The 22,384-nt window shown below is 40.3% G+C and carries 20 protein-coding genes and 1 riboswitch; of the genes, 15 read left to right on the forward strand and 5 right to left on the reverse strand.

The window, feature by feature from the left end:
- Positions 1–8 precede the first annotated feature (8 nt).
- On the forward strand, positions 9–1,493 hold the full coding sequence (locus IQ283_RS19000) for a glutamate synthase subunit beta (protein WP_194221640.1): 1,485 nt from the start codon (positions 9–11) through the stop codon (positions 1,491–1,493).
- 98 nt (positions 1,494–1,591) lie between these two features.
- Here the strand turns inward: IQ283_RS19000 and IQ283_RS24430 are convergent, their stop codons facing one another.
- A complete protein-coding gene (locus IQ283_RS24430; RefSeq protein WP_224880206.1) occupies positions 1,592–1,681 on the reverse strand; it encodes a putative holin-like toxin in 90 nt (29 codons plus the stop codon).
- Between the two features lie 217 nt (positions 1,682–1,898).
- Between IQ283_RS24430 and IQ283_RS19005 the strand changes: the two genes are divergently transcribed.
- Together IQ283_RS19005 and IQ283_RS19010 are read left to right on the forward strand one after the other, a co-directional pair.
- Complete coding sequence (locus tag IQ283_RS19005; RefSeq protein ID WP_194221641.1) at positions 1,899–2,843, forward strand: ring-cleaving dioxygenase; 945 nt, start codon at positions 1,899–1,901, stop codon at positions 2,841–2,843.
- Complete coding sequence (locus tag IQ283_RS19010; RefSeq protein ID WP_194222304.1) at positions 2,843–3,445, forward strand: alpha/beta hydrolase; 603 nt, start codon at positions 2,843–2,845, stop codon at positions 3,443–3,445. Before IQ283_RS19005 ends, IQ283_RS19010 begins: the two co-directional genes overlap by 1 nt.
- A gap of 288 nt (positions 3,446–3,733) precedes the next feature.
- Here the strand turns inward: IQ283_RS19010 and IQ283_RS19015 are convergent, their stop codons facing one another.
- On the reverse strand, positions 3,734–4,969 hold the full coding sequence (locus tag IQ283_RS19015; RefSeq protein WP_194221642.1) for a dicarboxylate/amino acid:cation symporter: 1,236 nt from the start codon (positions 4,967–4,969) through the stop codon (positions 3,734–3,736).
- A 276-nt stretch (positions 4,970–5,245) separates the two neighbouring features.
- Here IQ283_RS19015 and IQ283_RS19020 point away from each other — a divergent pair, with 276 nt between their 5' ends.
- The 3 genes from IQ283_RS19020 to IQ283_RS19030 all read left to right on the forward strand — a co-directional run bounded on the left by IQ283_RS19020 (position 5,246) and on the right by IQ283_RS19030 (position 7,738).
- Positions 5,246–6,022 (forward strand): class I SAM-dependent methyltransferase, encoded by a 777-nt coding sequence (locus IQ283_RS19020; RefSeq protein WP_194221643.1) that lies wholly within the window; start codon positions 5,246–5,248, stop codon positions 6,020–6,022.
- Positions 6,023–6,028: 6 nt separating this feature from the next.
- Positions 6,029–6,529 carry a G/U mismatch-specific DNA glycosylase gene (gene mug, locus IQ283_RS19025; RefSeq protein WP_194221644.1) on the forward strand — a complete coding sequence of 167 codons (501 nt, stop codon included), beginning with the start codon at positions 6,029–6,031 and terminating at the stop codon, positions 6,527–6,529.
- 246 nt (positions 6,530–6,775) lie between these two features.
- The gene (locus IQ283_RS19030; protein WP_242057431.1) at positions 6,776–7,738 is read left to right on the forward strand and encodes a branched-chain amino acid transaminase; all 963 of its coding nucleotides are present in this window, start codon (positions 6,776–6,778) and stop codon (positions 7,736–7,738) included.
- A gap of 277 nt (positions 7,739–8,015) precedes the next feature.
- On the opposite strand, the gene IQ283_RS19035 is transcribed toward IQ283_RS19030, so the two are convergent.
- Entirely contained in the window at positions 8,016–9,899 is a 1,884-nt protein-coding gene (locus IQ283_RS19035) for a vWA domain-containing protein (RefSeq protein WP_194221646.1), read from the reverse strand.
- Positions 9,900–10,805, reverse strand: a complete 906-nt coding sequence (locus IQ283_RS19040) for an ATP-binding protein (RefSeq protein WP_194221647.1) — start codon at positions 10,803–10,805, stop codon at positions 9,900–9,902.
- A 175-nt stretch (positions 10,806–10,980) separates the two neighbouring features.
- Between IQ283_RS19040 and IQ283_RS19045 the strand changes: the two genes are divergently transcribed.
- The 3 genes from IQ283_RS19045 (at position 10,981) to IQ283_RS19055 (ending at position 13,703) form a co-directional block, all read left to right on the forward strand.
- Positions 10,981–11,322: a YojF family protein gene (locus tag IQ283_RS19045; protein WP_160919492.1), complete on the forward strand. Its 342-nt coding sequence runs from the start codon at positions 10,981–10,983 to the stop codon at positions 11,320–11,322.
- Between the two features lie 13 nt (positions 11,323–11,335).
- Complete coding sequence (bshB2, locus tag IQ283_RS19050) at positions 11,336–12,001, forward strand: bacillithiol biosynthesis deacetylase BshB2 (RefSeq protein ID WP_194221648.1); 666 nt, start codon at positions 11,336–11,338, stop codon at positions 11,999–12,001.
- 82 nt (positions 12,002–12,083) lie between these two features.
- Positions 12,084–13,703: an ABC-F family ATP-binding cassette domain-containing protein gene (locus tag IQ283_RS19055; protein ID WP_194221649.1), complete on the forward strand. Its 1,620-nt coding sequence runs from the start codon at positions 12,084–12,086 to the stop codon at positions 13,701–13,703.
- Between the two features lie 37 nt (positions 13,704–13,740).
- Here IQ283_RS19055 and IQ283_RS19060 read toward each other — a convergent pair whose 3' ends face one another.
- A complete protein-coding gene (locus IQ283_RS19060) occupies positions 13,741–15,090 on the reverse strand; it encodes an MATE family efflux transporter (protein ID WP_194221650.1) in 1,350 nt (449 codons plus the stop codon).
- A gap of 132 nt (positions 15,091–15,222) precedes the next feature.
- Here IQ283_RS19060 and IQ283_RS19065 point away from each other — a divergent pair, with 132 nt between their 5' ends.
- The 6 genes from IQ283_RS19065 to hydA all read left to right on the forward strand — a co-directional run bounded on the left by IQ283_RS19065 (position 15,223) and on the right by hydA (position 22,381).
- Complete coding sequence (locus tag IQ283_RS19065) at positions 15,223–15,633, forward strand: thiol-disulfide oxidoreductase DCC family protein (RefSeq protein ID WP_194221651.1); 411 nt, start codon at positions 15,223–15,225, stop codon at positions 15,631–15,633.
- Between the two features lie 169 nt (positions 15,634–15,802).
- Positions 15,803–15,905, forward strand: a riboswitch (purine riboswitch).
- Between the two features lie 246 nt (positions 15,906–16,151).
- A complete protein-coding gene (locus tag IQ283_RS19070) occupies positions 16,152–17,033 on the forward strand; it encodes a 5'-methylthioadenosine/S-adenosylhomocysteine nucleosidase (RefSeq protein ID WP_194221652.1) in 882 nt (293 codons plus the stop codon).
- A 261-nt stretch (positions 17,034–17,294) separates the two neighbouring features.
- The gene (locus IQ283_RS19075; protein WP_194221653.1) at positions 17,295–18,185 is read left to right on the forward strand and encodes a nitrilase-related carbon-nitrogen hydrolase; all 891 of its coding nucleotides are present in this window, start codon (positions 17,295–17,297) and stop codon (positions 18,183–18,185) included.
- A 99-nt stretch (positions 18,186–18,284) separates the two neighbouring features.
- Positions 18,285–19,646: an NAD(P)-dependent oxidoreductase gene (locus tag IQ283_RS19080; RefSeq protein ID WP_194221654.1), complete on the forward strand. Its 1,362-nt coding sequence runs from the start codon at positions 18,285–18,287 to the stop codon at positions 19,644–19,646.
- Between the two features lie 20 nt (positions 19,647–19,666).
- Positions 19,667–20,947, forward strand: coding sequence for an NAD-dependent dihydropyrimidine dehydrogenase subunit PreA (gene preA / locus IQ283_RS19085; RefSeq protein ID WP_194221655.1), 1,281 nt, complete (start codon positions 19,667–19,669; stop codon positions 20,945–20,947).
- Positions 20,948–20,962: 15 nt separating this feature from the next.
- Positions 20,963–22,381, forward strand: a complete 1,419-nt coding sequence (gene hydA / locus IQ283_RS19090) for a dihydropyrimidinase (protein WP_194221656.1) — start codon at positions 20,963–20,965, stop codon at positions 22,379–22,381.
- Positions 22,382–22,384: the final 3 nt, after the last annotated feature.

Below are 22,384 nucleotides of genomic sequence, written 5' to 3' on the forward strand. Positions count from 1 at the left end.
GTATTCGATTGGGTAAACCAACAGGTTTTTTAGACTATCCTAGAGAAAAAGCACGTGAAAGAGATCATTCAACACGTTTAAAAGATTGGGAAGAATACCAGCTTCCTCAATCAGAAGAAACTCTGAAAACGCAAGGGGCACGCTGCATGGATTGTGGCACGCCCTTCTGCCACTCAGGTATAGAACTAAATGGAAGTGCATCGGGTTGTCCACTTTATAATTTGATTCCTGAATGGAATCACCTTGTATATCAAGGGAAATGGAAAGACGCGCTAGATCGACTTCTTAAAACGAATAACTTTCCGGAATTCACCGGTAGAGTTTGCCCGGCACCGTGTGAGGGAGCCTGCGTAGCAGCTATTCCTGATGATGCTGTTGCAATAAAAAGCATCGAGAAGGAAATTATTGATCGCGGGTTTGCAGAAGGTTGGATGACACCCCAGCCTCCCAAAAATCGTACAGGTAAGAAGATTGCCATTGTAGGATCAGGCCCTGCTGGTTTAGCAGCGGCTGATCAGCTAAATAAAGCTGGTCATACTGTCACAGTATTTGAGCGTGACGATCGTATTGGTGGTTTACTAATGTACGGTATTCCGAATATGAAGCTTGATAAAGAATTAGTTGAGCGACGTGTGAAGCTTCTTGAAGATGAGGGAGTAACCTTTATTACGAATACCGAAATTGGTAAAGATGTCACTCAAGATGAGCTTCGTGATCAGCATGATGCTGTAATTCTTTGTACAGGTGCTCAAAAGCACCGTGATCTTCCGATTGAAGGTCGTAAGCTAGGTGGCATTCATTATGCCATGGATTATTTAAGACAGAATACGAAGAGTTTGCTTGATTCTAAGCTTCAAGATAACAAGTATGTTTCTGCAGAAGGTAAAAATGTTATTGTCATCGGTGGTGGAGATACTGGAGCGGACTGTGTGGCAACTGCGCTCAGACACGGTTGCAAAAGTGTACACCAATTTGGTAAACACCCGCAGCTAACTGCCGACCGTATGATCGATAATCCTTGGCCAGAATTCCCTAAGGTTTTTACTCTTGACTATGCTTATGAAGAAGCGCAAGCAGAGCACGGGGAAGACCCTCGTCAATATTCCATCATGACGAAAAAATTTGTTGGTGACGAAGATGGCAATGTGAAGGAACTTCATACGGTTACAATCGAAAAGCATGTTGATAAGATGGGCAATGTGTTCATGAAGGAACTCCCTGGTACAGAGCAAGTTTGGCCAGTTGAACTTGTCTTCATTGCTATTGGATTTACTGGACCTGAAGAAGGGGTTCTCGAACATTTTGAAGTAGAACAGGACAATCGGAAACGAGCGAAGGCTGAATTCGAAGACTATCGCACAAACGTTGATGGTGTTTTTGCAGCAGGTGATGTTCGCAGAGGACAGAGTCTCATTGTATGGGCAATAAATGAAGGTCGCGGCGTTGCACGCGAGACCGATCGTTATCTTATGAATAAAACTGTCATGCCTTAATTGAAATAAAAAAGCACTCCTATGAAGGTAGTGACCCCGAAAGTTAGAGTAAAACTAACTTCCGGGGGTCATCACCGAAGGGGTGCTTTTTCACTTTGTTACGATGAACGATCTTTCGTGTGGATGATGGCGAGCACAAGAGCGGAAAAGCTGACCATTAACGACAGGGCCTCAAATACGCTTAGCATCACATCACTCCTTTACATATAGAATGTCACCAGCAGGGGTTGTCCTATACGCATAAGAGGAAAAGATTTGACATAAGAATACAAATTATATACACTTAAATCAAATATCTCGATTTCGAGATAAAGGCGTCTAAAAGAACAAATTAGACGATTAAAAACCGTACTATACGGGAACCTTCTAAAGTGGATGTAATATTGAAAAGGAGACTTGTCATTTATGAAGCATACAACAGGAATACATCATATTACTGCAATTGTAGGAAATCCTCAGGAAAATATTGATTTTTATAGTGGGGTTCTTGGCCTTCGTCTCGTTAAAAAAACAGTGAACTTCGATGATCCAGGAACATACCACCTTTATTTCGGAAATGAAGAAGGGGCACCTGGTACAATCATGACCTTTTTCCCATGGTCGAAAGCACATGATGGAAAGATTGGCTCTGGTCAAGTTGGCGTAACCAGCTTCGTTGTGCCTGAAGGCAGTTTAACGTTCTGGAAAAAGCGTCTTGATAAATTAAACGTAGAAAACGGTGAGATGACTCGGTTTGGTGAAAAGGTTCTCGCTTTTGATGATCCGCATGGACTACACCTTGAACTCGTTGAAAGAGAAGAAGGGGAGCGAAACACGTGGAGTTTTGGCGGTGTTAGCACAAAACATGCAATCAAAGGATTCGCTGGTGCTACATTATTGACCGGCAAGCCGGAAGCAACTATGAATGTGTTAGAAGAAGTTCTTGGCTTTATTCGTGTAGCTGAAGAAGAAGATTTTGTTCGATTTAAATCCAGTGATTCGATAGGCAACACGGTCGACGTGAAGAAAACACCGCTAGAGTCTGGAAGCATGGGCTCAGGTACTGTCCATCATATTGCTTTTCGGGCTAATGACTTCAATGATCATGAAGAATGGAGAAACTTACTCGAAGAAAATGGGTATACTCCAACTCCGGTCGTGGATCGACAGTATTTCAATGCCATCTACTTCAGAGAAGAAGGTGGAATACTGTTTGAAATAGCGACGGATCCTCCAGGGTTTGCAAAAGATGAAGACCCTGATGAAATGGGGAAAAAGCTTCTTCTACCACCATGGCTAGAAGAGAAGCGATCTCAAATTGAAAATCATCTTGAACCAGCGGAAGCAAGAGTCCTAAATGGTGACAAATGATGAAGCATCTTTTTAAACAAGGAAAGAAAGAGCTTCCCACCCTGCTACTACTTCATGGTACTGGCGGAACAGAAGAAGATTTGGTTCCTTTAGCTGAGCTTATTGCTCCTGGGCATTCCATTCTGAGTGTGAGAGGGAATGTATCAGAAAACGGGATGGCGCGCTTTTTCAAGCGATTAGCGGAAGGCGTTTTTGATGAAGCGGATTTAATAGAGAGAACACATGAATTAAATGCTTTCATCGATGAATCATCAGAAAAATACGATTTTGAGCGTAACAACGTTATTGCAATAGGCTACTCGAATGGCGCCAACATCGCAGCTAGCCTTCTATTCCACGATGCAAAGGCGCTTAAAGGCGCTGTCCTACATCATCCTATGGTGCCACTGCGTCATCTGGAGCTACCGAACCTTAAGCAAAAACGAATTTTTATAGGCGCTGGTGAAAATGATCCCATTTGCGCCCCTCAAGAAACAAAGGAACTTCAGGAAATGTTCTCTCATGCTGGGGCAGAGGTAACGGTTCATTGGGAAAGTGCAGGTCATCAATTAACGAGATCAGAAGTAGAAAAAGCGGCAGAATGGTTTAAGAAAAACTATTAGAACAGCTGGTTGATATTAATTAGTTATACAATAAAAAAAGTGGAAGCGAGTAACAAAATCAAATGATTTTGTTGCTCGTTTTTTTATATGTTCATGTGATTTATCTAGAATTTTTCATCAATAAAGTTAGGAATGATTACGTAGTAGCTCATCATCGTTGGCTTACTTAGTATCGGAAAGTTGTTTTGGAACGATAGAAGAATAGCGGAAATTCATTGTTAATAGAGCTTAATCGTTTAATTAGAGAAATGCGGCCCTGTTATCCCGATAACAGGGCCGCATTTTCATTTAAGCAACTGATTTGGATGTTTTCTTTTTATCACGATCGATGACAGCTGCCCCAATAATATCACCAAGTACGTTCGAAGCTGTACCAGCCATGCCAATCATGACGTCAACTCCAGCGATTAAAGCAACAATTTCTAAGGGAAGGTTAAACATGGTTAACACTGCTGATAATGTCACTAGGCCGGCAGCGGGAATCCCTGCCGTTCCTATGGAGAGAAGTGTACCTATGGCAACAATGGTCACATAATCCATAACGGAGAAGTTTAACCCGGTGACGTTTGCAGCAAAAACGATCGACACACCCATTCTTAACGCCCCTCCATCTGAATTGAAGACGGCCCCGATTGGTAAAGAAAAGTTCACAATTCGTTCTGAGATGCCGGCTTTTTTAGCAGAGTCAATCGCGATTGGAAGCGAAGCGATACTACTTGATGTAAAAAATGCTGTTAAGTAAGCATCTTTCGTTTGAGAAAAGAAGTTTTTAATACTTAATTTCGCGTACTTTAGAAAAGAAGTATAAATCAATGCCCAAAGTAATAGAACGCCTAAATAAAAAACACCTGTGAAAGCAAGTAAAGATTGGAACGTTTGCCAGCCTTGATTGCCGAAGGATGTTGCACTAATGGCGAAGATGCCAATCGGTGCATAAAGCAAAATACCTTGCAGTAACAAAAAGAATAAGTCATTTGCAGCAGAGAATAGCTTATGAAGTCTCTCGCCAGATTCGCGCATGTCATTTTTCTCAGAATAGCGCATTTTCCCCATAGTTAATCCAATGATTACAGCAAGAAAGAGTATACCCATGAGTTGTCCTGAAGAAAAGGTTTCAAAAAGGTTATTCGGAACGATATTTAAGAGAACATCAGAAAAACCAGGAGTGTCAGGCTTTTCAACTTTCGTATCCGGAAGTGTTAGACCAGACCCAGGGCTAATCCATAAAGCGATTGTAACCCCTATTAAAACAGCGGCTGCTGTTGTTAATCCGTAATATACTAACAGTTTCCCACCTAATTTCCCAAGGTATTTTGGGTTCATTTGATTGATTGCAAGCACAACTGTTAGAAAAATAACTGGAATGGCTATCAGGTTAAGCAAGTTGATTAGAATGGTGCCAAGCGGTTTAATGAATTCTATACTTGAGCCAAAAAGAATTCCCGCTGTAATACCAAGTATAAAGCCAAGCGTCATTTTTAGTATGAATGAAGAATTTTTATACATATGCCACATTTTTTGCATTGTTCCACCTCTTATTAAATAGTGTTATTAGTATAACAGCTAGATAATAAATTGTTTAGAATTTAAATTTTCATTTATCGTATTTGTTAAAATTATATGGTTTATATAACAATGAGCCAATGGTGTTTTATGTTAGTTGATAGCACGTGTCCACCGAATACAGTTTCACTTCATTTTTTATTTCAATATAGTTTCTAAGGTGGAGCTGTTCTCTCCGGAAATCTTCTTAAACGACATGGTATACTAGCTTTGAAGGAAATTAAAGGAGATAATCGGATGATTTTTACAACTGCAGGAAGACCGACTGATGCACTCATTAAAGAGGCTATAAAACTGAGTCATAATTATGAAGGTACTTACATATCAAGAGAAAAACGATCGATTCAACAAATCATTAACCTTTATGAGGAAATAGTTGTGGTTGTCGGTTTTGATCGATTATATTTGTATAAAGAAAGCGCTGAAACACCGATTTTCTTTCATCCAAACTCGGCGATGTTTCGTTGCAGGGCGGTTCTAAATGGACGTGATGATGCGTTAATTAAAGCGAGTGGGCTTAGTGAAGGAATGAGCTTGTTAGATTGTACAGCAGGTCTTGGTTCTGACAGCATCGTTGCGAGTTTAGTAGTAGGCGAATTCGGTAGTGTCCAAGCAATTGAGGGATCAGAGCACGCACTATTACTGCAAGAAGGATTAAAAAAATGGGAAAGTAATAATAACTACGTAGATAAGGCAATGAGGCGAATAACAGTTCGAAGTAATAAATATGAAGACGTATTACCTCATTTAATGGAGAGCTCGGTTGATGTTGTATATTTTGACCCAATGTTTGAAGATTCTATCTTAGCATCTGACGGCGTATCTGGTATCAAACGGGTTGCGATTTATGATGCACTCACAGAAAATATGGTGAAGGAAGCTAGACGAGTTGCTCGCATAAGAGTCATTTTAAAAGATTCTTGGAAAAGCTCGCGGTTTGAACAGTTAGGTTTTCAACAACAAATTCGGAAAACATCGAAATTTCATTATGGAATACTTGAATGCAAGGAGTGAGGCGCTTTGTTACCAGACCATCTTGATCACCAGTTGAAAATTTTGTTTATCGGTTTTAACCCTGGACTTCAGTCCGAGAATGAAGGGCATCATTATGCAAACCCAACAAATCGTTTTTATTCCGTATTAAAAGAAGCGGGTCTTACAGATCGTAAGCTCTTACCAGAGGAAGATCATAGGCTTTTAGAATATGGGTATGGACTCACGAATATCGTAGATCGTCCTACGCGAGGAGCGGCTGACTTAACGTCTGATGATTACACAAAAGGACGAGAGCAGCTTAGCGAGAAAATTAGGTTGTACAAGCCCAAAGTCAATTGTTTTGTAGGAAAAGGAGTTTACCAGAAATTCTCGGGTGTTAGAAAGGCTGAGTGGGGATTTCAACCCGTTAATCAAATAGATGGTGTGCAAGATTTTGTGGCACCATCAACTAGCGGATTAGTTAGGATGACGCTTGAGGAATTAGTAGAAATCTATCGGCATTTAAGTACAATGCTAAAAAAATGAACGACATAGATTTTGTACTCATTCGAGAATCAACAATATCTAGCTAAGTACAGAAAAATAGACCCTTCGTAAGAACATGTCGTACATTACTGGTGCAACATTAATCGAAAATTCTCTAATGATTAGCCATTACGGGCATATATTATTTAAAAAGCTATGTTAGTTAATAGTGATAATATATCGGCTTTCGGTAAAAATCAACAACGTTCAATCTAGCCATTAAAGAGGGTGAATGGTGTGGCTTTTATGTTTGATAAAGATCGATTTGTAGATGATCGTTCCTTAAGTCTGAGCATTAAAAATAAAGGGCTAAACTATGGTTTAGGTTGCATAGAAGGTATCCGCGCCTTTTGGAATAAAGAACAAAAGCAGCTTTTTGTTTTTCGATTAGATGATCATTTTAAAAGGTTCCACGGCTCTGGAAAAAGCTTGTATATTCCCATTCCCTATTCTATAGTTCAGTTGTCTGAGATTACCAGACAGTTACTATCAATCAACCAAGTGACTCAAGACGTTTATATACGGCCGCTTTGTTTCAAAGGAGCTAATACGTTACGTCCAGATTTAAATGATCCATTAAATCATCTAGCAATCTATTTGGATCTTACCGAGTATGAGCCAAAACCTTCTATAAATGTATGTGTTTCCTCTTGGACAAGAGTAGGAAGTAATATGATTCCTCCACAAACAAAATCAACAGCTGGCTACTTGAATTCAGGGTTGGCAATTAATGAAGCGGTGTTAAACGGTTATGATGGGGCTCTTTTTTTAACTAGAGAAGGGAATGTTAGTGAGGGAGCTACTAATAACCTCTTTATCGTACGAGGGAATGAAGTTGTGACTCCTCCAGTATCTGATGATATTCTTCCTGGAATCACTCGAAATACCGTTGCTCAAATTGTATACAGAGAGTTAGGATTATCAATGCGAGAACAGAGTATTACGAGAGTTGAGTTATACGAGGCAGATGAAGTGTTTCTTACGGGAACGGCTATTGGAATTAAACCAGTAGTGGAGATAGATCGAAGAATGATAGGAAATGGTAAAATCGGTCAGATTACACAGAAAATCCAAAAAGCGTATGACCAGATCGTTCGTGGGGAAATGTCATCCTATATTAGCTACTGTACTTCAGTGTATGAAAATGCAAAGATATTCGAGTTAAATCGCTTAAGGTACTATGTCCTTTACGATGTAATTTTTTATTAAACGAGTAAATAGAAGAGAAATTCAATTTGTCAAACCGTTAATCTTAGCACCAGCATAAATTGCTTTTATTTCTATTTATGTAGTATTTAATTCTATTTTGATATACTTTACTGACGAATTCCACCATTATTACTTAGCGGTTTAGCGAATTCGTTTATTAGTTGGACGAGACAGGATATAGAAATGGGGTCCATCAATAAAAGGGATTTCAGGCATATTTATTATAGAAAAAACGGTTATCATCATTTTGGGACAAAGTGATAACCGTTCATATTTTCTATACAAATCGCAGCAACAATCGCTTCAGTAGAGGCGTTAAATAAGCGGGAATCTCATTCGCAGAAGGAATCACGAGGCTTTGTGTACCGTAGATATTTCGCATCGTATTTTTTTCTTTTTCCTGTGGTTCCCCGTTAGATAAGAAAACACCGATTACTTCAAAGCCTTTTTTCCTTGTTTGCATCACAGCTTCATGTGTATCGATGATACCATTTTCGCTGTAATCGTATGCGGAAGGCTCGCCGTCTGTAAAAACAAGTAAAATTTTATGTTTTTCATTTCGTTCAGCTAATTCTTGAGCAACTTTTCGAATCGCATACCCATCCCGATTGTCTTCTTCAGGTTCCAATTGCATAATTTTAGCCCCTTCATGAGCTTGAGTCGATCGGTTGTAATCAACAATTTGAAACAGGGTATTCGGTTGTTCCTGATCATCAGCATCGAATGCATCTTCATAGAATCCAGTGATCGAGTGTTTAATATTTAGTCCTTTTAGCGTCTCATGGAAAAGCGTAATACCTAGTCGTGTTTCTTCCATCTTGTCGTACATCGATGCCGAGCAATCGACGAGTAACGAGAACGTTACATCAAGCTCTGTACTAGGCGCATTCTTTTTATAAAAGAGACGAGGGTTTTCGTCTGTTAATAGCCTTAGTAGCTTGCGATTCAATCGTCCAAAATGAAGATCACTTCTAGGAGCAATTTGTTTTTGCTCGATCGTTTTTTGGATCGCAGCACGAAGTGATTTTTCAGCGTATTGGATGTCAGCCTTCGCAGTTCGATAATTCGAAAGTTCTTCAGAAGTTGGTTTTTCAGCATGGCGAATCACTTCTTTTACGTTTCGATTCGCTTCACCTAGAGGATCCTGTGAAGAAGCGACAGCTTTTGTATCACGGCTTTCAAGAATTGCCTCTTCATCAAACTGACTGCCTTCTGACTGCTTAGAAGCACCTTGTACACTGACAAAGGCTTGATCACCGGATTCTTTTTTTCGCTCGCCTTCTCCGATCAGATCTGATTTAGCGCCTTCTTCTAAGTCAAATTGAAGGAAGTTGGACCCTTCTTGCTCCTGCTCTTCATGCCATGTATTCATTTCCTCATCATACGTTTCTTTATCTTCTTTATCAGTCGTTTCCATCGTATCGTCACTTTTTAATTGACGAGCTTCTTCATCTTCAACATCAGCGTAAGCGTTGGCCGAGGTTCCATACATCGTTAAATATTCTGTTGTCATATCGAAATGATCATCATTGAGCCCCTGACAAAATGCATTTGTGAGAGTGGCAACGTCTTTTGTTGAACTTGCTTTAGAAATCTCAATAATTAAATGGCGCAGATAGGGCTTATATTCTGCTAGTTCATTTCCGAGAGCAACTGGTTTACCGATCGCTTGTAGATAGATTGCGCAGAATAAAGCATCAAGCAGCTGATTCTGGCGATTATGAACTTCAAGACGACCACGGAAACGCTTTTGAAATAATGTTCGTCTTGTATCAAAAGCAGCGCTCATTCCTGGTCGGATAGACATACAAATCTTCTCAAGTCTTATATCCTCTAATAATGCAAACAGTTGTTTACGGAAAAGAGGATGTGATTGTTGTTTGATAGAGGAGAGGTAGTGATCTACTTCATTGAAATTCGTATAATGAACATTACCAAGTGCACGAAGGTAGATATCGCTTTTCATACCATCAAATTGAGTTCCATCAAAAATATCATTCCAATAATGACTGACCGTAATCAACTGTTCAGCTGGTCTGTAGTAAGAATGGAAAGCGAACTGAACTTCACTTTCTAGGTGACTCAGTGTTTCCGCGAGATCAGATAAACTTAGATGAAGAAACGGATCAGTCTGATTCTCAGCAAAGTTTAGAAACTTCATTTATGCTTTCTCCTGATAACGTCCGAAAATTGTTTCTGCGATGTTTTCCACTGCAGCTTTTTCACGCTCATCTTCAAGCTTATCTGTAATCGCTCGTTTAATCGCGCGTCTCGCTTCCATAAAAGTTGTTAAGTCACACGCATCTAGGAGTGAACGAGGAGAGGCGGCTTCCTCTGAAATCTGGCCATCTCTTACTTTTGATTGAAGGTCAGCAGATAGTGTCACAAACTGATCAAGCTGATCTGAGTCGTCTAGAAGCGATTGTTCACTTAACATTTCTTTTAAAGCTTTCCCTTGTAAGTAAGGCACTTCTATTACGATAAAGCGATTTTTTAATGCCTCATTTAACGGTGCTGTTCCAATATATCCCTCATTAATCGCAGCAATAACACCAAAGTTCTCTTTTGCACGAACCGTTTCTCCAGTGAAAGGGTTGAGCACCATGCGTCGATAGTCAAGAACACCATTTAGAATAGGAAGTGTTTCTGCTTTCGCTGTATTAATTTCATCAATATAGAGAAGTTCGCCGTTTTTCATCGCGTTTTCTACTGGTCCAGGAATGAATGTAATATGCGCATTGTTTTGTTCGTCATAACTTAGCGTTTTGTAGCCTAGAAGCGCTTCAGCATCTAAATCAACGGAACAGTTAATTGAATACATAGGTTGGTTAAAGAAGTAGCTAATTAGTTCAGCAAGTTTTGTCTTACCAGCACCTGTCGGACCTTTAAGAAGCACATTTTTACCTAGAATCAAAGCTGTTACGGCATCTTTTACGATCGACATATCTGGTGCAGTATAGCCTTCAGATCCGATGAGATAGTGCTCTGGATTGGAGTTTGCCTCGCGTCTCGCTTCAATACGGTCTTGTATTTTATCTGGAATATCAAACGTTTCATATAATTGCATCTTTCATACCTCCGAGTTTCGAATTCATGTCTATTCAAAAGTTAACTATAACGGAAAAAAACAGTCTCTGTCTAATGAAAGTCGTTCTAATGCCAACGTCAATCATTTTACCAGGCGGAATAGATGAGCTATACTAGTTCTAGCAAGTAGGCCTAAGAAAGAAGGGGGCATAAGAATGAAGCCTATTCAAATAGAAAAAGTACAAGAAATCCTTGAAACATTTGAGAACAAAGAACTTTATTTTCACCTAGAAACAACGAGTGGAGCCTATGCTGCTCAAGATAAAGAAAAGCTTGCGGTTGGAGCTTACATAAGAAATGGCTCAATCAAATTCACCAATGTCAAAATGGCAGGTAGCGGTCCATTCCGCGTTGGGTTTAAATTAAATGACGGTTGGATGTACGCTGAAGGCTTAACGGATTATCAGTTGGATGATGGTCGTTTATTAATGGCAGGTCATGATTCAAGCGGACGTTTAGCAGTAGCTGTTCAATTAAGCTATACACCATTCGACTAAGGAGGAAACGATTATGGAGAAACAAGTCCTCGTTGTCTTCCCGCATCCGGATGATGAAGCTTTCGGAACTGCAGGGTTGATAACGAAATTTGTAAATGAAGGCGTGCCCGTCACTTATGCATGTGCAACGCTCGGAGAAATGGGACGCAATATGGGGAATCCATTTTTTGCGACAAGAGAAACACTTCCAGAAGTACGAAAGAAAGAATTACAAGATGCCTGCAACGCTATGGGCGTAAAAGATCTTCGCATGCTCGGGTTTAGAGACAAAACGCTTGAGTTTGAAGACCCTGAACTGCTTGTCTCTACAATTGGAGAGCTAGTTGATGAATTAAACCCATCATTAATTATTACATTTTATCCAGAATACGGTATCCACCCGGATCATGATGCTTGCTCTGCAGCTGTCATAGAAACGTTAAAACGAATCCCGAAGGAAAAACGTCCAACGGTTTATGCTTTACCAATTACTCCTGACCGTGAAGTGGTACTTGGTAAACCTGATAAAGTTTTTGATGTAACGGATGTGTTAGAAACGAAGATCAAAACCATCGAAGCTCACCGCTCCCAAACAGAGGCGATGGTGGCAAGACTTGAAGATGGTTCAATGGATCCGAATTCTGAAATGATGTCGTTTATTAAACAAGAATCCTTCTGGATCTATCCATTTGATGAATAAGATCTGTTGGGTTCATATCTATTCCGTGTAGAACATGTTATAATTTGCACTATATTACGATAGATGGAGGAATACGACCTAAATGATTACAGTTACAGATGTCGGCTTACGATATGGTGATCGTAAGCTTTTTGAAGATGTTAATATTAAATTTACTCCAGGAAACTGTTATGGACTAATCGGTGCTAATGGTGCTGGTAAGTCAACGTTTCTTAAGATTTTATCAGGTGAAATCGAACCACAAACTGGCGATGTTCACATGGGACCGGGTGAACGACTTGCCGTCCTGAAACAGAACCATTTCGAATACGAAGAGTATGAGGTTCTCAACACCGTAATTATGGGACATGCACGTCTTCATGAAGTGATGCAGGAGAAGAATGCGATCTACATGAAAGAGGATTTCTCTGATGAAGATGGTATGAAAGCTGCAGAGCTTGAAGGTGAATTTGCTGACCTTAATGGGTGGGAAGCTGAATCAGATGCAGCTGTATTGCTTAAAGGACTTGGTATTTCTGAAGATCTTCATGATAAGAAGCTTGCAGACCTTACTGGTTCTGAAAAAGTGAAAGTACTTCTTGCACAGGCTCTTTTTGGTTCTCCTGATATTCTTCTACTGGATGAGCCTACGAACAACCTTGATCTTGGCGCAATTCAATGGTTAGAAGAGTTCCTTATTAACTTTGAGAATACCGTTATTGTTGTGTCCCATGACCGTCACTTCCTAAACAAAGTATGTACGCACATGGCTGACCTTGATTACGGTAAAATTCAAGTGTACGTGGGTAACTACGATTTCTGGTATGAATCAAGCCAGCTTGCTCGTACGATGAAAGAAGATGCGAACAAGAAAAAAGAAGAGAAAGTAAAGGAACTTCAAGCGTTTATCCAGCGCTTTAGCGCGAACGCGTCGAAGTCTAAACAGGCTACGTCACGTAAGAAGCTTCTTGATAAGATTACACTTGATGATATTAAGCCTTCTTCAAGAAAATATCCTTACGTTGCCTTTACACCAAATCGTGAAATCGGAAACGACGTGCTTCACGTAGAAGGTTTAACAAAAACGATTGATGGTGTAAAAGTACTTGATAACGTAAGCTTTATGCTAAATAAAGATGATAAAGTGGCACTCGTAGGGCGTAATGAAATTGCGAATACGGCGCTAATTAAAATCTTGATGGGTGAAATGGAAGCAGATAGCGGTACGTTCAAGTGGGGCGTAACGACTTCTCAGGCTTATTTCCCTAAAGATAACTCGGAATACTTTGAGGGTGTGGATACGAACCTTGTTAACTGGCTTCGTCAATATTCCCCAGAAGATCAAAGCGAGAGCTTCCTACGCGGATTCCTTGGAAGAATGCTTTTCTCTGGTGAAGAAGTATTGAAGAAAGCAAGCGTTCTTTCCGGTGGCGAAAAAGTTCGCTGCATGCTTTCAAAAATGATGCTCAGCGGTGCGAATGTTCTTGTACTTGATGATCCGACAAACCACCTGGATCTTGAATCAATTACTGCACTCAACAATGGTCTTATGAATTTCAAAGGTGCAATGATCTTTACATCTCATGACCACCAGTTCATTCAAACGATCGCAAACAGAGTAATTGAAGTAACACCTAAAGGGATCATTGATAAAGAAGCAACTTATGATGAGTACCTTGAAAACACTGAATTACAAGCAAAAGCACAAGAAATGTACAAGTAATACAAAAAGCGGCTCCCGGAAGGGAGCCGCTTTTTGTTTATATAATTCTTCCGACTCTTTGTACGTGACGGAGACGTACAAAGAGCGTAATAGCAGCAACGAAAAGTCCCGCACTAAGCCCAACCCAGTAGCCGTATGGACCGAACGCTGTGTATTTCGCTAGTAAAAAGCCTGAAGGAAGTCCAATCACCCAGTAAGAAATGAGACTCATAACAAGCGTTACGTTAACATCTTTATATCCTCTGAGCGCTCCTTGTATGGGAGCAGCAACGGCATCGGAAAGCTGAAAGAAGATGGCGTAAATAAGAAATACTTTAATTAAATCAAACACTTCCATGTTGCTTGTATACCAACTCGCGACAGTGTCATTGAAGAGAAATAAACAAAGAGCTGATAGTAAGGCCATTAGAACAGCAAAGACAATGCCCATATAGCTGTATTGCTTTGCATCCTGTAATCTTCTTGCCCCAACCTCAAATCCCATAGCAATCGTTAACGCCATTGATATACTAAGGGGGATCATATATAGAAGAGAAGCAAAATTAATGGCTGCCTGGTGAGCAGCGATCGTTTCGGTTGTATACGTGCTCATTAAAAGTGTAACGGCCGCAAAAATACTGACTTCAAAAAAGATAGAAAAACCTATCGGAACACCGATTTTTAGCTGTTCTTTCCATGTAGAAAAGGATATTGGATAAAAACGTTTGAAAATCCTATACGCTCGGAATGGTCTTACTCTGATGACAACAAGTAAGGCGATTAAAAGAATAAACCAATAAGTGATCGCTGATGCATATCCAGCACCCACACCTCCTAATTGAGGGAATCCCCATTTTCCAAAAATCAAAACATAATTGAAGAATACGTTGATTGGAAGAGACGTGAGCGTGACTAGCATCGTCGTCCTTGTTTCTCCAAGTGCATCAAAGAAACTCCTTAGAACGGAGTAAATAAACAGTGGAATAATCCCGAAGGAAAGTCCGATGAGGTAATCTTTTGCAATTTGAGCAACTTTGTTATTAAGATCCATGGTATTTAAAATAGGGTCTAATATAAAATAACCAACAACTAATATACTAACGGAAAGAGCAATGGAAAGGTAAATGCCCTGAAGTACTGAAAATGAAACCCGATCTTCCTGCTTTGCACCGATATAATGCGAAACAATCGGAGTGATGGCAAGCAATATTCCACTTAATCCTGTAAATACAGGAACCCAGAGGCTTGAACCAATGGCAACTCCAGCAAGATCATTTGCTCCAGCTCGTCCACTCATAATCGTATCAACGAAATTCATTGAGTAGAGACCAACTTGAGTGATTAAAATGGGGTAAAGAATGATGGCTAGTAATTTGATCTTTTCCTTGATCGTTTTAGTTGGATACATGGTGCAACATCCTTGCTATGTAGAATACTGAACATGGAAATTATAGCATATTCTCCTTCGTAGATTATGTAGTTATGATATACTTGATATGTGAAGTGTTGAGCATAGTTTTGAAGTGAGGTGAATGGATCTGTGGCTACTACCAGAGACTCGAAAACAAACATTATTCTTTTTGATGGGGTTTGTAATTTATGCAATGGATTAGTGAAGTTTATGTTTAAGTATGATAAAAAAGCTGTTTTTTCTTTTGCTTCTCTCCAATCGGATACGGCTAAGCGTCTCCTTCATGACGCTGAACTAACAGACGTTCCGGATAGTGTGATTGTTATTAAGAATGGAGAGGCACTCGTTAAATCAGATGCAGCTCTTTATATTGTAAAGCAGCTAGGAGGCTTTTTTAGTCTTTTTCTTGTACTTCGACTTTTACCATTACGGCTAAGAGACAAAATATATGACGGCATTGCAAAGCGCCGTTACAAATGGTTTGGGAAAAATGAAACTTGTATGATCCCATCAAAAAAACAAAGAGAAAGGTTTCTATAACTTTAGGTCTATCATTTCAATAGGTTATTGCTAATTATCGTTATTTTTCATGTAATCTTACGAGATACCTCTTTGAAACATCAAATAGCGAACGATTATATAAATAATCAATATAAATGTTCATGTTTTTGTTGTGATGATTAATAATGTCTGTTATGGTATTAAAGTACTAACTTAATCATTTCTTACTCGTATATCCTCAGAAATATGGTCTGAGTGTTTCTACCCGGTTCCCGTTAAAGTACTGGACTACGAGTTGAAGTATGCATGTAGCTGACTTAACATTTAGTTTTACTAATAACTTTGGCAGGGTTATTTGACGCATATTTTAACTTTCGTAGGTCTGGACGGTAGAACATCTTCTACAAAATCCTGGCCTATTTCTTTTGATTTAAATACGAGAATCACAATCTAGAGGGGGAGAATGACGACAGAAGAAAAGTTTACTATTGTCAGTCACAAATCACGTATTTGATGAAGAAGAGTGTCCGAACTTACATACTAGGGAGAGAAAATCGATGAGGAAACCATTTTTTAAAAAATACGCTACATCAGCTATGATAACTTTACTTTTGTTAGTTGTTTTGTCAGCCTGTAACTCTGCACCAGAATCTTCAGCTGAACAAGAGAAAACAGAAAGACCAATCATTGTACAGGGACCAATGCCAATAGAAGCAGAAGAGTTCGCACAAAAATTAGAGAATGTAACAGAAGAAAATTCAGGTTCGTTCGTTTTTTACAAAGGGACTGTGGATGATTATCCTGTTATCGTTACGAAAACAGGTAAGGGAATGGAGAATACGGCAGCTGCAACTGCACTAGCAATAGAGAAGTATAACCCGATCGCGATTATCAATCAAGGAACATCAGGAGGACATGATCCTGAATTGGACGTATTTGATATCGTATTAGGGCAAAGAACCACAAACACGGGTTCATTAAAAACAACTAACCTCGCGAAGAATGAGGGCATTGAGCCAACGGAATGGAAACCAATGGACCTAATGGCGTCTGAAGGTAGCGCAGGGGAAGATCCTGATGCAGAAAACATCCGATACTTTGATGGAGATAAGGACTTACTTGCTGCAGCGAACGCCGTGAAGGATGAATATACAAAAGGAAAAGTTGTGGAAGGAACAATTGGTTCAGCGGATGTTTGGAATAATGAAATTGATCGTATCAAGTGGTTTCATGAAAATTATGGTACATCCGTTGAAGAAATGGAAGGTGCTGCAGGAGCACAAATCGCTCAAGCCTTCGATGTTCCTTTCCTAGGGATTCGTATTCTTTCAAATAATAAAGTAAATGGAGGAGAATACAACCCAAATACTGCTGAAGCAAATCAGGAGTATGTTTATAAGGTCGTTCAACAATATATTAAGGATCAAAAAGATAACTAGCACCCATGAAGTGTCTAGTAATCGTAGACCATAAATACAACCATGGGTTTTAACAAAAACAGCTTAAGTAGTAAGTGCGGAGAGAGCCGTACTTCACTTAGGCTGTTTTTTTGATCCATCTTCTTTTAAAGACTCGCGACAGAATGCTAGTTTTTTGTACATTTTATTTTACATTTTGTATAGTGCATCGAGGAAATGAATCTTCTACACTTTTATTAGAAAGAAAATTCAGTTAACTACTGCGAATAGGAGGGCTTACATATGGCAGATTCAGTGAAAATTGGCCTAATTCAGGCAAAAAATGATGTGGATGGTAGTGAATCAGTTGACCTTCACAAAGAAAAAGCCATTGAAAAACATATTCACCTTGTAAGAGAAGCAAGTGAAAAAGGAGCTCAAATTGTTTGTCTTCAGGAGATCTTCTATGGACCGTATTTTTGTGCCGAGCAGAATACAAAGTGGTATGACGCTGCAGAAGAGATCCCCGAGGGTCCAACGACAGTGAGATTTCAGGCGCTTGCTCGAGAACTTGGTATTGTCATTGTTCTACCTATTTATGAGCGAGAAGGCATCTCAACCTATTATAATACTGCTGCGGTTATTGATGCTGATGGTTCTTATCTTGGTAAGTACCGGAAACAACACATTCCACATGTAGCAGTTGGAGACAACGGACACGGATTCTGGGAAAAATACTACTTTAAGCCTGGTAATCTTGGTTATCCGGTATTCGACACGGCTTTCGCAAAGATAGGCGTGTATATTTGTTATGATCGTCATTTTCCAGAAGGAGCAAGACTGCTTGGTTTAAACGGCGCAGAGATCGTTTTTAATCCTTCTGCAACGGTAGCTGGACTTTCTGAGTACTTATGGAAGCTAGAGCAGCCAGCTCATGCTGTTGCGAACGGTTACTATCTTGGAGCCATTAATCGAGTTGGGACAGAGGGACCTTGGAACATGGGTGAATTCTATGGACAATCTTATCTTGTTGATCCACGAGGCAATTTTGTAGCGGTGGGCTCAAGAGATGAAGATGAAGTGATTATCGGTGATGTAAATAAAAAGATGATTCGTGAAGTTCGAGATACGTGGCAATTTTATCGCGATCGCCGTCCTGAGACATATGGGGAAATGACTTCACTATTGCCTTGATGGAAGTGAAAGCAGGTGTGGCTTCGCCGCCTGCTTTTTCATTTAAGGATCTATTAGTTTATCAAGCGGTAAAGCGTAATTTAAACAGGGGGGACGAATATGAATACAAGCGATCCAGCGATCCAAAAGGAACTGCAGAAAGGGTTTACTGAAGTTGTTCCACCTCTCACGAATCAGGAAGCGTTTCAAGAATCTCAAAGATGTCTTTATTGCTATGATGCTCCTTGCATCAAGGCGTGTCCAACCGGCATAGATATACCAACTTTCATTAAAAAAATCGCTTCAGGAAACATGAAAGGGTCAGCAAAAACAATTATGACTGCAAACCCAGTAGGAGCGAGCTGTGCGAGAGTATGTCCGACGGAAGAACTATGTGAAGGTGCATGTGTGTTAAATCATTCGACAAAACCAATTTTAATTGGTAATCTGCAGCGCTACGCTACAGATTGGGCAATTAAAAATGATCAAGTGCTATTTAAACAAGGACAACCAAACGGGAAAAAGGTTGCCATTGTAGGTGGCGGCCCAGCCGGTCTATCAGCTGCTCGCGAACTTGCGCTACTTGGCTATAGTGTCACAATCTATGAAGCCGAGAAACAGGCAGGTGGACTTGATACGTATGGCATCGTGTCTTTTCGGTTACCAAAAGCCATTTCACTCTGGGAAGTGGAGCAAATTGAAAGGTTAGGCGTCACCATTAAAACGGGTGTGAAAATAGGCGTTGATCTTCCATTTGAAGAGTTAGTTTCAACAAATGACCGTGTTATTTTAGCAATTGGCATGGCAAATGTTCCAGATCTTCAAATTTCAGGGGAAGAAGCTGATGGTGTTTACGATGCCATTGAACTCGTCAAAATGACAAAGAATGCGCCATTTCCAACTCACTTAAAAGGAAAGAAAGTTGTTGTGGTAGGAGCAGGGAATACAGCGATTGATGGGGCAACCTGCTCTGTTCGACTCGGTGCAGAAAACGTCAAAATACTTTATCGTCGATCTGAACAAGAAATGACTGCTTATGACTTTGAATATGAATTTGCCAAGCAGGATGGCGTTGAGTTTCGCTGGTTAACACAGCCGGTTGAAATAATGACAAATGAAACTGGCGATGTAGAAGGAATGAAATGCGTCAAGATGAAGCTTGGAGAAGCGGCTGAAGATGGGCGAAGGAGGACAGAACCTATTCCTGGTTCTGAATTCCTTATTGAATGTGATGCTGTGGTGAAAGCGATTGGCCAAAAGCGGCATCTTCCATTTATAGAAGAGCTTGGTCTTGCTCATAAAGACGGTGTCATTTTAATTAACCAAGAAACGATGGAAACATCGAATCCCAAAATCTATGCGTGTGGAGATGTTATTTTCGGAAAAGGACAGGGAGAAGCCATGGTTGTTTCAGCGGCTCAACAGGGGAAAACGGCTGCTTATCATATGCATGAAAGCTTAAAAGCAACGTACTCAGCGTAAGAGGAGAAAGGGGAATATCGATGGCAGATCTTAGAACGAATCTTGCGGGTATCACTTCACCGAACCCATTTTGGTTAGCATCCGCTCCGCCTACCAATTCCGGGTACCAAGTACAACGTGCATTCGAAGCGGGATGGGGAGGAGCTGTTTGGAAAACGCTTGGAGACCCGATCCTGAATGTTTCTTCGAGATACGCAGCCGTTCATTTCAATGGCCAAAGAGTAGCGGGTTTTAATAATATCGAGCTAATTACAGATCGGCCACTTGAAGTGAATTTGAAAGAAATCTATGAAACGAAGAAAAAATTTCCTAACCACGCCGTTGTCGCTTCATTAATGGTTGAGCCTAATCAGGAAGCATGGCATGAAATCGTTAAAAAGACGGAAGCAGCTGGCGTTGATGGCCTTGAGCTTAATTTTGGCTGTCCACATGGAATGGCTGAACGGGGAATGGGCTCTGCTTCAGGGCAGGTCCCTGAGCTTGTGGAGAAACAAACTTTTTGGGCAAAAGAAGCTGCAGAAACTCCAGTCATCGTAAAGTTAACGCCTAATATTACAGATATCACAGCGACGGCTGAGGCAGCTGTTAGAGGCGGAGCTGATGCGGTGAGTATGATTAATACAATTAATAGTCTTGCTGGGGTTGATATTGATACATGGCTACCGATTCCGCATGTTGGCGGAAAAGGAGCGCATGGCGGCTACTGTGGTCCAGCGGTTAAGCCGATTGCGCTAAATATGGTAAGTGAATGTGCGAGAAACAGCCGTATTAACGTGCCGATTTCTGGAATGGGCGGTGTATCTAACTGGCAAAATGCAATTGAATTTATGTTGATGGGGGCAAGCAATGTACAAATTTGTACAGCCGCCATGCATCACGGCTTTCGAATTGTGGAGGATCTTATCGACGGATTGTCCTCTTACCTTGACGAACGTGGCATTCTTTCGGTCCAAGACATCATTGGGAAATCTGTTCCAACCTTCTCTGACTGGGGTAATCTTGATCTTAACCATAAAGTGGTGGCGCGTATTAACAATGACGTTTGCATCAATTGCAATAAATGCCACATTGCATGTGAGGACACCTCGCATCAATGTATCGATATGCTAAATGACCCAAATGGGCATGCGATTCTTCAAGTAAGAGAAGAGGATTGCGTAGGCTGCAATTTATGTTCCATTGTTTGTCCAGTTGATGGAGCAATCGATATGATTGAAGTACAAAATGATTTGCCACAGATGACCTGGAACGAACGTCAATCTCTTATCGGTTCGCTTAAAGATATCAAAATATCCAAATAAGTAGGGGGATTTCAAATGAAAAAAATCATTCGGAATGGGACCATTGTAACGGCCAGTGAAACGTACCAGGCAGATATTCTAATATCTGATGGCATTATTTCTTCCATTGGTAAGAACATCGAAGAAGAAGGAGCTGAAATCATTGATGCGAGTGATCGCTACGTATTTCCTGGAGGAATCGATCCGCATACACATCTAGAAATGCCTTTTGGTGGTACGGTCTCAAAAGATGATTTTGAAACAGGGACGATTGCTGCAGCTTTTGGAGGCACCACATCTGTCATCGATTTTTGCCTTACTGAGAAAGGAAAGCCTCTATCAACAGCGATTAAGACATGGCACGACAAATCAAAGGATAAATCGGTCATTGATTATAGTTTTCATTTAATGATTAGCGAAATAAACGACAGTGTTTTAGAGCAGCTTCCTGACGTGATCAATCAGGAGGGGATCACATCTTTCAAAGTTTTCATGGCTTACAAAAACGTTTTTCAATCAGATGATGAAACCCTTTATCGAACTCTTTTAGCAGCTAAAGAACTCGGAGCATTGGTCATGGTTCATGCTGAAAATGGTGATGTGATTGAATATTTAACGAAGGAAGCGCTATCGAAAGGCCAGACTGAACCTATTTATCACGCATTAACGAGACCACCAGAAGTGGAAGGAGAAGCAACAGGTCGTGCTGCCCAATTAACTGGTCTTGCTTCTTCTCAACTATATGTTGTTCATGTTAGCTGTCAGGAAGCGGCTGATAAAATTGCTGAAGCAAGAAAGAAAGGCTATGACATCCATGGCGAGACTTGTCCGCAATATCTTGTTTTAGATCAAACCTACTTAGAGAAACCCAATTTCGAAGGTGCAAAGTATGTATGGAGTCCGCCACTTCGTGAAAAGTGGAACCAGGAAGCTCTTTGGACCGCTCTTCGAACTGGACAGCTTGAGACGATTGGTTCTGATCAGTGTTCGTTTGATTTTAATGGCCAAAAAGACCTCGGTCGAGATGATTTTACAAAAATCCCTAATGGCGGTCCAATGATTGAAGATCGGTTTAGCATTCTTTTCTCGGAAGGAGTACTCAAAGGGAGGATTTCATTAAACCAGTTTGTTGATATTACTTCAACAAAATCAGCGAAGCTATTTGGATTATTTCCTAAGAAGGGGACAGTTTCAATTGGAGCAGATGCAGATTTAGTTATATTTAATCCTGAAACAAAACGCAAAATCTCTGCTGAAACACATCATATGGCTGTAGATTACAATGCTTTTGAAGGAATGGAGATTACAGGTGAGCCAGAGACAGTTCTTGTAAGAGGAGAATTCGTGATTAAAAACAAACAGTTTGTAGGTACACCGGGGTCAGGGAAGTATATGAAGCGAGCAAAATATGGCAAGCTAAAGAACGTCACTGATAAGCCGATGATGATTCAGTAACAG

Origin of the sequence: Pseudalkalibacillus hwajinpoensis (assembly GCF_015234585.1) — a bacterium.
In the GTDB taxonomy this organism is placed as follows: Bacteria; Bacillota; Bacilli; order Bacillales; family Guptibacillaceae; genus Guptibacillus; species Guptibacillus hwajinpoensis_B.

What these genes read in the sequence shown, in the direction of transcription:
- IQ283_RS24430 (WP_224880206.1), bottom strand. Translation starts at nt 1,681, where the DNA reads ATGCTAAGCGTATTTGAGGCCCTGTCGTTAATGGTCAGCTTTTCCGCT.
- IQ283_RS19005 (WP_194221641.1), top strand. Translation starts at nt 1,899, where the DNA reads ATGAAGCATACAACAGGAATACATCATATTACTGCAATTGTAGGAAAT.
- IQ283_RS19010 (WP_194222304.1), top strand. Translation starts at nt 2,843, where the DNA reads ATGAAGCATCTTTTTAAACAAGGAAAGAAAGAGCTTCCCACCCTGCTA.
- IQ283_RS19015 (WP_194221642.1), bottom strand. Translation starts at nt 4,969, where the DNA reads ATGCAAAAAATGTGGCATATGTATAAAAATTCTTCATTCATACTAAAA.
- IQ283_RS19020 (WP_194221643.1), top strand. Translation starts at nt 5,246, where the DNA reads ATGATTTTTACAACTGCAGGAAGACCGACTGATGCACTCATTAAAGAG.
- IQ283_RS19030 (WP_242057431.1), top strand. Translation starts at nt 6,776, where the DNA reads ATGTTTGATAAAGATCGATTTGTAGATGATCGTTCCTTAAGTCTGAGC.
- IQ283_RS19035 (WP_194221646.1), bottom strand. Translation starts at nt 9,899, where the DNA reads ATGAAGTTTCTAAACTTTGCTGAGAATCAGACTGATCCGTTTCTTCAT.
- IQ283_RS19040 (WP_194221647.1), bottom strand. Translation starts at nt 10,805, where the DNA reads ATGCAATTATATGAAACGTTTGATATTCCAGATAAAATACAAGACCGT.
- IQ283_RS19045 (WP_160919492.1), top strand. Translation starts at nt 10,981, where the DNA reads ATGAAGCCTATTCAAATAGAAAAAGTACAAGAAATCCTTGAAACATTT.
- bshB2 (WP_194221648.1), top strand. Translation starts at nt 11,336, where the DNA reads ATGGAGAAACAAGTCCTCGTTGTCTTCCCGCATCCGGATGATGAAGCT.
- IQ283_RS19055 (WP_194221649.1), top strand. Translation starts at nt 12,084, where the DNA reads ATGATTACAGTTACAGATGTCGGCTTACGATATGGTGATCGTAAGCTT.
- IQ283_RS19060 (WP_194221650.1), bottom strand. Translation starts at nt 15,090, where the DNA reads ATGTATCCAACTAAAACGATCAAGGAAAAGATCAAATTACTAGCCATC.
- IQ283_RS19070 (WP_194221652.1), top strand. Translation starts at nt 16,152, where the DNA reads ATGAGGAAACCATTTTTTAAAAAATACGCTACATCAGCTATGATAACT.
- IQ283_RS19075 (WP_194221653.1), top strand. Translation starts at nt 17,295, where the DNA reads ATGGCAGATTCAGTGAAAATTGGCCTAATTCAGGCAAAAAATGATGTG.
- IQ283_RS19080 (WP_194221654.1), top strand. Translation starts at nt 18,285, where the DNA reads ATGAATACAAGCGATCCAGCGATCCAAAAGGAACTGCAGAAAGGGTTT.
- preA (WP_194221655.1), top strand. Translation starts at nt 19,667, where the DNA reads ATGGCAGATCTTAGAACGAATCTTGCGGGTATCACTTCACCGAACCCA.
- hydA (WP_194221656.1), top strand. Translation starts at nt 20,963, where the DNA reads ATGAAAAAAATCATTCGGAATGGGACCATTGTAACGGCCAGTGAAACG.